The organism is Lutimaribacter degradans (assembly GCF_023703375.1).
GTDB classification, from domain to species: Bacteria; Pseudomonadota; Alphaproteobacteria; order Rhodobacterales; family Rhodobacteraceae; genus Lutimaribacter; species Lutimaribacter degradans.
On sequence record NZ_JAMQGO010000001.1, the window covers coordinates 743,378 to 754,990 of the forward strand.

Consider the following 11,613-nt stretch of genomic DNA (forward strand, 5'->3'; position numbering starts at 1 on the left):
GTGGGCGCAAGCGTGGCTTTCTTGCCGTTTCATGGGGAAAAGAGTAATCTGAACCGACCAGTTCAGCGTAATTAAATTGCATTGCCCGGCGAGGCCAATAAGTAGGCAATTGTCAGGCAAAGGGCCCTTTAGCGACAGGAACACCGATGCGGCCAATCTCTATCCTTACGGCTATCGTGGTGATGGCCACGCTTTACATGGTGGTGATGGAGCGTGACGCGCTTTTCGCGCTGGCGACCAGCGGCGAGGTGCCAAGCCTTGAGGAACTGGCCGATCCCGGCCCATCCACCCGTGTCGAGGTGGCCGAAACCGCCGAGGGCGCGGCAGACGGCCCAGCCATGTCAGATGAAACGCCGGTCAAGGTGGTGGCGCTGAAATCGACCGCGCGGGTGATCGACAGCGCGGTTGTGCTGCGCGGCGAAACGCGCGCCGTCCGCCAGGTCGAACTGCGCGCCGAAACCTCCGGGCAGGTGGTATCCGATCCGCTGCGCAAAGGCGCGTTCGTTGAGCCGGGCCAGACCCTGTGCCAGATCGACCCCGGCACGCGCGAGGCATCGCTGGCCGAGGCAGAGGCCCGCTTGGCCGAGGCGCGCGCCCGCACCCCAGAAGCGCGCGCGAGGTTTGCCCAGGCCGAGGCGCAACTGCGCGAGGCAAGGCTGAACCAGAACGCCGCATCGCGGCTGTCGCAAGATGGGTTCGCCTCGGAAACCCGCGTCGCCGCCACCGAGGCCGCGGTCAGTACCGCCGAGGCCGCCGTCGAATCTGCCCGTGCCGGCCTGGAAACCGCCAAATCCGGCGTGCAATCGGCCGAGGCCGCCGTGGCCGCGGCAAAACGGGAAATAGAACGGCTGACCATCTCGGCCCCCTTCGCCGGGCTGCTTGAGGTCGACACCGCGGAACTGGGCAGCCTGATGCAGCCAGGATCGCTTTGTGCAACGGTGATACAACTCGATCCGATCATCGTTGCCGGTTACATCCCCGAAACCCAGATCGACCGCGTCGAGCGGGGCGCGCAGGCGGGCATCCGGCTGAGCGGCGGGCGCGAACTGCGCGGGCGCGTGATCTTCCTGTCGCGCGCCGCAGACGAGACAACGCGCACGTTCCTGGTGGAAATCGAGGTGCAGAACACCGATTTGGCGGTGCGCAGCGGCCAGACCGCCGAAATCATGATCCAGGCCGATGGCAAGACCGCGCACCTGCTGCCGCAATCAGCGCTGACGCTGAACGACAATGGCGCGCTCGGCGTGCGCATCGTCGGCGATGACAACCGGGTGAATTTCGTGCCGCTCAATCTTGTGCGCGACACGTCCGACGGTGTCTGGGTCAGCGGCCTGCCCGAGCAGGCCTCCATCATCATCGTCGGGCAGGAATACGTGCGCGAGGGCGTGCTGGTGGCGCCCACCTATCGAGATACCGCCAACCCCGCCAGCTCGGAGGCCACGGAATGACAGGTATCGTCGACTGGGCCGCTTCGCGGGCGCGGATGGTTCTGGCCTTTATCGCCCTCAGCCTGCTGGCCGGGGGGTTTGCCTATACCAGCCTTCCGAAAGAGGGCGAGCCCGATATCGAGATTCCCGCGCTTTTCGTGTCCGTCCCCTTCCCCGGCATTTCCGCCGAGGACAGCGAAAGCCTGCTGGTCAAGGTCATGGAAACCGAGCTGTCCGACCTGGACGGTCTGAAGGAAATGACCTCGACCGCCGCCGAAGGCTATGCCGGGGTGGCGCTGGAGTTCGAGTTCGGCTGGGACAAGTCGAGGATCATGGCAGACGTGCGCGAAGCCATGAACACCGCCGAGGGCAAGTTTCCAGACGGGTTCGAGAAATACTCGATCAACGAGATAAACTTCAGCGAATTTCCGATCATCATCGTCAACCTGACCGGCGATGTGCCCGAACGCACCATGACCCGTGTCGCCAAGGATCTGCAAGACAGGGTCGAGGCGCTCGACGCGGTGCTCGAGGCGGGGATTGCGGGCAACCGCGACGAAATGGTCGAGGTCGTGATCGACCCGCTGCGACTTGAATCCTACAACGTCACTGCGGGCGAATTGATCAACGTCGTCCAGAACAACAACATGCTGATCCCCGCCGGCGAGGTCGAAACGGCCGACGGCGCCTTCAGCGTGAAGATCCCCAGCAGCTTTGACGAACCGCGCGACATCTATTCGCTGCCGGTCAAGGTCAACGGTGACCGGGTGGTGACGCTGGGCGATTTGGCCGATATTCGCCTGACCTTCGAAGATCGCACCGGCACGGCGCGTTTCAACGGCGACCCTACGGTGGCGCTGCAGGTGGTCAAGCGCAAGGGCTTCAACCTGATCGACACAGCCGACGAGGTGCAGCGCGTTGTCGAAGCGGCCCATGCCGAGTTTCCCGAAGATCTGCGTGCCACGGTGAACCTGGGCACCTCGAACGACCAAAGCCGCATCGTCGCCTCGATGGTTGCCCAGCTCGAAGGCTCGGTTCTGACGGCGATCGCGCTGGTCATGATCGTTGTGCTGGCGTCGCTGGGCAGCCGTGCGGCGCTATTGGTCGGCTTTGCCATTCCCACCTCTTTCCTTTTGTGTTTCGTGCTGCTGGCGGTGATGGGCATCACCATTTCCAACATCGTCATGTTTGGCCTGATCCTCGCGGTGGGGATGCTTGTGGATGGCGCGATCGTGGTGGTGGAATATGCCGACAAGCGCGTATCCGAAGGTGTCGGGCCGATGCACGCCTATGTCGAGGCGGCCAAGCGCATGTTCTGGCCCATCATCAGTTCGACCGCGACGACGCTGTGCGCGTTCTTGCCGATGCTGTTCTGGCCCGGCGTTCCGGGCGAGTTCATGGGAATGTTGCCGGTGACGCTCATTTTCGTGCTTTGCGCCTCACTGATCGTGGTGATGATCTACCTGCCGGTGGTGGGCGGCGTGACCGGGCGCATCAGCCGCGGGTTCTCACGCGCATCCGACGCCCTGCGCGCACGCACGCCCTGGCTGTTGCGTGCTGCGCTGGTCCCGGTGCCGATCTACGCGATGTTCGTGGGCGCGATGCAGACGATAAACCCCGGCTACCTGTTCGCTCCGATGGGGCAGGAAAACCTGTTGCCCGGTGCGGCGGCGGCCCTGCCCGGTATCGCGCTGTTCGTACTGGCGGCCTTTGGCGCCTCGATCACCCTGAGCGCGGCCAAGATCACCTGGCGGCGGCGTACCGTGCGCTCGGGTCGGCGCCGCACGCTGTTTGGCTGGCTGATCACGGGTATTGCCGGAAACCCGGTGATGCCCATCGTCATGATCGCTGCCGTCATCGGCTTCGTGGGCGGGGTGTTCATGTATTTCGGGCAGAACAACAACGGGGTCGAGTTCTTCACCGATTCCGAGCCCGAACAGGCCATCGTCTACGTGCGTGCCCGCGGCAACCTGAGCCTTGCGGAAAAAGACGCGCTGGTGGCGCAGGTTGAAAAGGTGGTGCTGGACCACCCCGGTATTCTCAACGCCTTTGCCTTTGCCGGCGACGGGGGGCTGAACAACAACACCGGCGGCGCGCAGCCGCCGCTCGATACCATCGGGCAGGTGCAGCTTGAAACGATCCCCTGGGAAGATCGCGCCGCCTATGCCGCCGCACACCCCGACGAGGTGACATTGGAGCGCCTCGATGGCGACGTGATCATCGACGAACTGACCGCCAAGCTGGAAACCATACCCGGTATCAAGATCGAGATACTGGCCCAGTCCGGCGGTCCCGCTTCGGCCAAGCCGGTGCATCTACGCCTCAAGGGCGACAATTGGAACGCGTTGATCGAGGCAACCGAGCTTGTCCGCGCCCGTTATGAGGGCACGCCGGGCCTGACCCTGATCGAGGATACCCTGCCCCTGCCCGGCATAGACTGGCAGATAGATGTCGACGTGGAAAAGGCCGGTCGCTATGGCGCCGACGTGGCCACCGTGGGCGCGATGGTGCAACTGGTCACGCGCGGCTTGATGCTCGATACGATGCGCGTCGATACCTCGGACGAGGAAATCGAGATCCGCGTGCGCCTGCCGCAGGATGACCGCGTGCTGTCAACGCTCGATACGCTCAAGGTGCGCACCCAGGACGGCTTGATGCCGCTGGCCAATTTCATTTCGCGCCAGCCCGTGCCCAAGCTGGCCGAAATCAAGCGCGTCGACGGCACCCGCTATTTCGACGTGAAGGCGGGCGTGCGTGACGGCATGATGGATTACAAGCTGGTCCCGCTTGACGCAAACGGCGAGCCGCAGCCGGAAAACGCGGTTTCACTGGGGTTCGGCAACGAGGTAACGCCCGAAGCCGTGGCCGAGGGCGCGCCCTATACATTGGCGCTCACGACCGCGCGTTCCGGCGCGATGGCCTGGCTCGATGGGTTGCTTGGCGCGCCCGCGGCCACCTATTACCACCTACCGCAGGCCGATGCCGTGCCCCTGGACGAGATCGCCCGCGCCGTCGAAAGCGGCGAGGCGCAGATCACCGGCACGCCCATCACGGCGAACGAACGCATCGCCGTGCTGAACGAATGGCTGGAAAGCGATGCCCTGCCCGCCGGGGTCGATCATGAATGGACCGGCGACCAGGAAGACCAGGCCGAAAGCCAGCAATTCCTGCAATCGGCCTTTGCCGCGGCGCTGGGGCTGATGTTCATCATCCTGCTGGCGCAGTTCAACAGCTTCTACAACGCGGCGCTGGTTCTGATCGCCGTTGTGTTGTCGACCACCGGCGTGCTGATCGGGATGCTGGTCATGGATCAGCCCTTCTCGATCATCATGACCGGCACCGGCATCGTCGCGCTGGCGGGGATCGTGGTGAACAACAATATCGTTCTGATCGACACCTACCAGGATTACAGCCGCTACATGCCCCGGATCGAGGCGATCATTCGCACCGCCGAAGACCGCCTTCGCCCGGTGATCCTGACCACGGTGACCACGATGGCCGGCCTTGCGCCGATGATGCTGGGGCTCAGCCTGGATTTCATCAATGGGGGCTATTCGCTCGACAGCCCCACCGCGCTGTGGTGGAAACAGCTTGCCACGGCCGTGGTGTTCGGGCTGGGCATCGCCACGCTGCTGACGCTGGTGTTCACGCCATCGCTGCTGGCGCTTCGGGTCTGGGCCTCGACCTATGTCACGACGGTCGGCCGCGTATTTGCCCTGCTCACGCGGGGTCGCTCCAGCCGGGCGGCACAGGATTGGGCGTTGCGCCGCGCCGCGCGCCGCCTGAAGGCCCCCGAGATCATCTGGGAAGAGGACGCTGTGCCAACGGTCATCCATCGCCCCGTGCCGCCGCTCAAGGCCGCCGAGTGATACGGCGCGCGCCGATGGGGCGGGACGGTGCCTGATGCGAAGCGTGACGGTTCGGCGCGGCGCGCCTTGCGCCGTGCCCGGCCTTAAGCCGCGTCGCTTTCGGCGGCCTGTCTTTGCCAAAGGCTCCAATACCGGCCCCTGGTTTCAAGCAGCCTGGCATGTGTGCCGGATTCGGTGATGCGGCCATCTTCCAGCACGATGATCCGGTCGGCGTCGGCCACGGTCGACAGGCGGTGCGCGATGGTCAACACCGTGCGGCCCTCGCCTGCGCGGCGCAACGCACCCTGAATTTCGCGTTCCGTCTCGGTATCCAGTGCGCTTGTCGCCTCGTCCAGCAGCAGGATCGGCGGGTTTTTCAACAAGGTGCGCGCGATGCCCACCCGCTGTTTCTCGCCGCCCGAAAGTTTCAGGCCGCGTTCGCCCACCGCCGTGTCATAGCCCTTGGGCAGGCGCATGATGAAATCATGGATCTGCGCGGCGCGGGCGGCGGCGATCACCTCCTCCTCGGTGGCTCCATCGCGCCCATAAGCGATATTGTAACGGATGGTATCGTTGAAAAGCACCGTGTCTTGCGGAACCACGCCGATGGCGTCGTGCAGGCTATCTTGCGTGACGTCGCGCACATCCTGCCCGTCGATCTTCAACGCGCCGCCCTGCACGTCGTAGAAGCGGAACAAGAGCCGCCCGATGGTCGACTTGCCCGAGCCCGACGGCCCCACGATGGCCACTGTCTGCCCCGGTGCCACGTCCAGCGACACGCCCTTGAGGATCGGGCGCTCGTCATCATAGCCAAACTCGATATCTTCCAGCGTGACCCGCCCGCCATCGACACGCAGCGCCGGTGCGCCGGGCTTGTCGGAAATCTCGGACGGTTGTTCCAGCAGGTCGAACATTTCGCCCATGTCCACGAGGCTTTGCCGGATCTCGCGATAGACCGTGCCCAGGAAATTCAGCGGCATGGTGATCTGGATCATGTAGGCGTTGACCATCACGAAATCCCCCACGGTCAGCGTGCCGTTCTGCACGCCGAGCGCGGCCATCACCATCACCACCACCAACCCGCCGGTGATAAGAAAACTTTGCCCGAAATTCAGAAAGGACAGCGAATAAGAGGTCAGCAGCGCCGCCCGCTCATAAGCTTCCATCGCGCGGTCATAGCGCGCCGCCTCGCGCGCTTCGGCCCCGAAATACTTGACGGTTTCGAAATTCAGCAGGCTGTCGATGGCCTTTTGGTTGGCATCGGTATCCTGGTCGTTCATCTCGCGGCGCAGCTTGACCCGCCATTCGGTGACCTTGAAGGTGAACCATACATAAATGGCGATGGTGCCAACCACCGTGGCGAGGTACCAGGAATCGAACAGGAAAAAGAAGATCCCCGCCACCATCACCAGTTCCAGCACCAACGGGCCGATGCTGAACAGCATGAATCGCAAAAGGAAATCCACGCCCTTGACGCCGCGCTCGATGATGCGGCTCAACCCGCCGGTCTTGCGCGTGATGTGATAGCGCATCGACAGGCGGTGAATATGGGTAAAGGTCTCAAGCGCCAATTGGCGCAACGCGCGCTGCCCCACCGCGGCGAATATCGCGTCGCGCAATTGCTGGAACCCGTTGGTAAAAAGCCGTGCCATGCCATAGGCCACCGTCAGGCCGACCGCCCCAAGCGCCAGCATGGGCACGCCTTCGCCCGACAATGCGTTGACCGCGTCGCGATACAGCATCGGCGTGTAAACCGCGATCAGCTTTGACCCGAGAAGCGCCAGCATCGCCAACACCACGCGGCGCTTTACCCAGGGCTTGTCGGCGGGCCAAAGGTAGGGGGCGACCTTCTTGATCGTGCGCAGGCCCGAGCGGCGCTCGGCCCGGTCCAGTTCATCGTCGCTGGCGGTGTGAAAGCTGCGCATGCTGCCCCGTCCTGGTTCGTGCTCAAAGCCCCTGATAGGGCGCTTTCAGGCGAAAGACCAGACACCGGACGCCGCGACAGATTCCCCCGGTCACGGATGGCATAGCCGCCCGCTTGACCGGGTTTTCAAACCCGGCGGGCGGTTCAGTCAAGCGCGGGCAGATCGAAAACCTGGCCCGGGTAAATCAGGTCGGGGTCGCGAATACGTTCGGCGTTGGCGCGGAAAACCTCGACATACATTATGCCCTCTCCATAGCGATCACGCGCGATGGCCCAAAGCGTGTTGCCCGGCTGAACGGTGATAGCTCTTGCCGGCCCATCGGCCTGTGCGGCCTCGGCCAGGTCACTGGTATCTTCGCGCTTGAACGGAGTCTCGACGCGGCTGACAACCGCGCCGTCCTCGTCGATCTGATCGACCCGCAGCGTGTAGATGCCGCTGTCGACCTGCGGCAGATCGGTACGCCAGCTGCCGTCGGAGTCGATCTGTGACGTGGTGATGGGCTTGTTGTCCAGGTAGATCCGCACAAAGCCTTCGCCGGGACTGCGCCCGGCCAGTTCCACCTCGCCCGCGTCGGAATAGGTGATGGCGTCGATCGCCACGCTGGTCATGACCTCGGGCGGGGCATCACCCGCGGTGGCGGGCTGGATCACACGCACGCCCTCGGCGTCCGACAGCAACACCGCCGGGCTATCGGCGGGGGGCGCCGAACGGGCCACGGTTTCGGCGGCGTCGGGCGCGGCCTGCGGTGCCGTTGGCGCGGGGGCCGTGGGCGCATTGGCCACGACCTGTGCGGGCGGGGTGGTTTCTGTCTCTGTCTCTGTAGCCGTCTCGGCGTCTCTCTCTGAACCTGTCTCGGTAGTGGTCCCGGATGGCGCATCGCTCGTGGTTTCCTCATTGGGCAATGCCTCGTTGCCCTGCCCATCTTCGGGGCCTTGCACGATTTCTGGGGTGCTCTCGGCTCCGGGCGTGGCCGGCCTATCCGTCGCGGCCTCGGCCACTTGTGTAACCGGCGCGGGCGCGCTCGGTGCGATGATCACCTCCTGGTCCGACAGGATGACCTTTTCGCCCATCAGCAATTCAAGCCGCATCAGCCGTGGCTTGTCCGAGGGGGGCACATCCAGCATCGCCGCAAAGCTGCCGTCGCTGCCCGCGATGGCCTCGCCAATTCTTGCCTCGTCCAGCAACAAGGTCACCGTGCCGCCCGGTTCGGCGGTGCCGGCCACCTGCAAAAGGCCGTCGCGCTCGGCCCGGACCAGCGCGAAACGCGGCGGTTGCGGCGCGGCCGGTGCCTCTTGCGCGGCATCGGCCGGTGGGGTGTCGGGCGCGGGCGCGGCCACTTGCGGGCTGTCCTGCGCGAGATTGGCTGCCGCATCGGTCTCTTCGGCTTCCTCCGACAGTCCCGCGGGCGCCTCGGCCATTGGTTGCGGCTGCGGCGCGGGCCCCGGCCCGCCCCCGCGATCCCACAGGATCACACCGGCCACCACGGCCGCCACGGCCACGGCCACAGCCCCGCCAGCCATCACGGCGCCCGGGCCGGAGAAGATTGCAAATTTGCTCATGCCGGTCTTTCTCGACTATCCCCAAAACCGCCCCAGCGCGGTTGAGCGACCTTATCAACACCGCTATCACGGGTCAAAAGCAACATTGCCCGGAGAGCCCCATGTCAAGTCAACCATCCGTCTGCGTTTTTTGCGGCTCGCGCCCCGGCGAGAACCCCGCCTTCGCCGAAGCCGCCGAGGCGGTGGGATACGCGCTGGCCGACAATGGCTGGCGGCTGGTCTATGGCGCGGGCGACGTCGGGCTGATGGGCCTTGTTGCGCGGGCGACGCAATACGCGGGCGGGCAAACATTCGGGGTGATCCCGGTGCATCTTTTACAGGCCGAGGTCGGCAAGCGCGATCTCAGCCAGTTCGTCGTCACCGAGAACATGCACGAGCGCAAGAAGGTCATGTTCATGAATTCCGATGCCGTGGTGGTGCTGCCGGGCGGCGCCGGCAGCCTTGACGAGTTCTTCGAGGTGCTGACCTGGCGACAGCTTGGCCTGCATAACAAGCCGATCCTGCTGCTGGATACCGACGGATTCTGGCAACCGCTGGTGGGGCTGGTCGAACACGTGATCGACCAGGGTTTTGCCGATGCGTCCTTGCGCGATTTCATCCGCGTGGTTCAGGATGTCCCGACATTGACAGCCGCCCTGCGCGCGGCCCTGTCCTGACGCCAGGTGGCGACCGTGTAAATCGCCAGCGCGGCCCAGATCAAGCCGAAGGCAATGCCATGCCAGCGGTTGAAGGGCTCGTTGAAGATCAGAACGGCAACAAGGAATTGCAGCGTCGGGTTAAGGTATTGCACCAGCCCGATGGTGCCCAGCCGCACCCGCCGCGCGGCGTAGGAAAACAGGATCAGAGGTGCGCCGGTCAGAACACCGGAAAACATCAGCAAGGCGGCATCCACCATGTCGCCGCCGAAAGCCGGATCGGGCGCCTGGGTGTGAAACCATCCCAGAACCGCCAGCGCGATGGGCGCCAGCAACGCCACCTCGGCGGTCACCGACACAACCGGGCCGACATCCAGCCGTTTCTTGACCACGCCATACAGGCCGAAAGTGCCCGACAGGATCAGCGCGATCCACGGCGTCACGCCCAGCCCCCAGGTCAGCAGCGCCACCGCGAAAATGGCAAGTGCCACGGGCAGTTGCTGTGCCACGGTCAACCTTTCACCGAACACCAACCGTCCCAGCGCCACCGCCACCAGCGGAAACAGGTAATAGCCAAGGCTGGCCTCGGTCACGCGGCCGATCTGAACCGAGGTGATGAACACGAACCAGTTCGTCGAAATCAGCAACGCCGCAGCCATGACGACAGCGATCTTGCGCCAATCCCCCAAGGCCGCGCGTAGCTGGCCCAGTCGCCCCTGCACCAGCAGGACAAGCGCGAAGAACAGCACCGACCAGATCGTGCGATGGGCCAGCACCTCGATCGGTGGGATATGCGCCAACAGCTTGTAGTAGAGCGGCGCGACCCCCCATACGGTGCAGGCCACCACCATTGCCAAGATTCCGCGCCCTGCCTCACTTCCCATCCGGTCTGCCTTGTTTGCCAGCGCACCAGCGTTAGCAACGCGGGGATACGGGCGCCAGCCTCAATGTGCGCGGCGGTGGTTCTGCGGCACCAGGTGCAGCTCGCTGCCCAGAAGGCACATGTCGCGCGTGCGTGCGGGCAGCCGACCGGCCTGTTCGAAAAGCGAAACGAAATCGAGAAAGTTCTGACCTTCGCAAATCTTGTCCCCGCGATAGCGCGCCATCAGGTAGGCCATGCAGCTTACATGGCGGTGTTTGCGGCGCTCGACCGCGCTGATGCGAAACGACATGGCCACCATCGGGCCATCCGAAATTCCCGTGACCTCGGTTATCTTCACGTCCTCGAACTGGCGCAGCACCATGCAATGAAACGCGGCAAAGGCCGCGGGGCCCATCAGGTCCATCTCTTCCAGCCCGTGCATCTTTGCGTCTTCGGTCAGGATGCGCCCAAGCGCGCCGGCATCGCCCTCTTCCCAGATGGCGCGCAGGAAGGACTCGGTTCGTTCAAGCAAGTTCATGCTGGCCTCGTGCTGTTCGCGCATGACCTTATACCCTGCGCCGCGCCGGTTTGTAGGGCGTTTTCACAGCCGCGCGCCAAGACGGGCGGGCGAAACGAAGAAAGCCCGCCGGGATGGGCGGGCTTTCAAGCGGTTTTTGGTGCCGTGTCACTTCATACGGCTGGCAACGTTTTCCCAGTTGACCAGCTTGTTCAGGAAGTTGTCGAGGTAAGCCGGGCGCTTGTTGCGGAAATCAATGTAGTAGGAGTGTTCCCACACGTCGCAGCCCAGAAGCGCGGTCTGGCCAAAGCACAGCGGGTTCACGCCGTTTTCGGTCTTTGTGACCTTCAGGCTGCCGTCGGTGTCCTGCACCAGCCATGCCCAGCCCGAACCGAACTGGCCCGCGCCCGCGGCGGCGAACTGCGACTTGAACTCGTCGACCGAGCCGAACGCCTCGGTCAGGGCCTTTTCCAGTTCACCGGGCATGCCGGTGCCGCCCGGCGCCATCATTTCCCAGAACTGCGTGTGGTTCCAGTGCTGCGAGGCGTTGTTGAAGATGCCGTTCTGCGCCACGGCCTTCGGGTCATACGTGCCCTTGATAATCTCTTCGACGCTCTTGCCTTCCCACTCGGTGCCGGAAATGGCCTTGCTGCCGTTATCGACATACGCCTTGTGGTGAATGTCGTGGTGATACTCCAGCGTTTCGCGGCTCATGCCAGAATCGGCCAGCGCGTCATGTGCATAGGGAAGATCGGGAAGTTCGAAAGCCATTGGGACACCCCTCGTTGTTCGTGCGTTGATGATGCCTGTTACATGGTAGTCACCCGTGGGTAACGTCAA

General features: G+C 64.1%; 8 protein-coding genes. 3 read left to right on the top strand and 5 right to left on the bottom strand.

Annotated elements, in window-relative coordinates; genetic code table 11:
• Positions 1-146: 146 nt before the first annotated feature.
• On the top strand, positions 147-1,448 hold the full coding sequence (locus M8744_RS03640; protein WP_251409552.1) for an efflux RND transporter periplasmic adaptor subunit: 1,302 nt from the start codon (positions 147-149) through the stop codon (positions 1,446-1,448).
• Complete coding sequence (locus tag M8744_RS03645) at positions 1,445-5,296, top strand: efflux RND transporter permease subunit (RefSeq protein ID WP_251409555.1); 3,852 nt, start codon at positions 1,445-1,447, stop codon at positions 5,294-5,296. Before M8744_RS03640 ends, M8744_RS03645 begins: the two co-directional genes overlap by 4 nt.
• Positions 5,297-5,379: 83 nt before the next feature.
• Here the strand turns inward: M8744_RS03645 and M8744_RS03650 are convergent, their stop codons facing one another.
• The gene (locus tag M8744_RS03650; protein WP_251409558.1) at positions 5,380-7,200 is read right to left on the bottom strand and encodes an ABCB family ABC transporter ATP-binding protein/permease; all 1,821 of its coding nucleotides are present in this window, start codon (positions 7,198-7,200) and stop codon (positions 5,380-5,382) included.
• A 143-nt stretch (positions 7,201-7,343) separates the two neighbouring features.
• A complete protein-coding gene (locus M8744_RS03655; protein WP_251409561.1) occupies positions 7,344-8,759 on the bottom strand; it encodes a LysM peptidoglycan-binding domain-containing protein in 1,416 nt (471 codons plus the stop codon).
• Between the two features lie 101 nt (positions 8,760-8,860).
• Here M8744_RS03655 and M8744_RS03660 point away from each other — a divergent pair, with 101 nt between their 5' ends.
• A complete protein-coding gene (locus M8744_RS03660; protein WP_251409564.1) occupies positions 8,861-9,415 on the top strand; it encodes an LOG family protein in 555 nt (184 codons plus the stop codon).
• Here the strand turns inward: M8744_RS03660 and rarD are convergent.
• The 3 genes from rarD to M8744_RS03675 form a co-directional block, all read right to left on the bottom strand.
• Positions 9,367-10,278, bottom strand: a complete 912-nt coding sequence (gene rarD / locus M8744_RS03665; protein ID WP_251409567.1) for an EamA family transporter RarD — start codon at positions 10,276-10,278, stop codon at positions 9,367-9,369. The genes M8744_RS03660 and rarD overlap by 49 nt on opposite strands.
• Positions 10,279-10,338: 60 nt before the next feature.
• Positions 10,339-10,818 carry an ester cyclase gene (locus M8744_RS03670; protein WP_251409570.1) on the bottom strand — a complete coding sequence of 160 codons (480 nt, stop codon included), beginning with the start codon at positions 10,816-10,818 and terminating at the stop codon, positions 10,339-10,341.
• Between the two features lie 123 nt (positions 10,819-10,941).
• A complete protein-coding gene (locus M8744_RS03675; protein WP_251409573.1) occupies positions 10,942-11,544 on the bottom strand; it encodes a superoxide dismutase in 603 nt (200 codons plus the stop codon).
• Positions 11,545-11,613 lie beyond the last annotated feature (69 nt).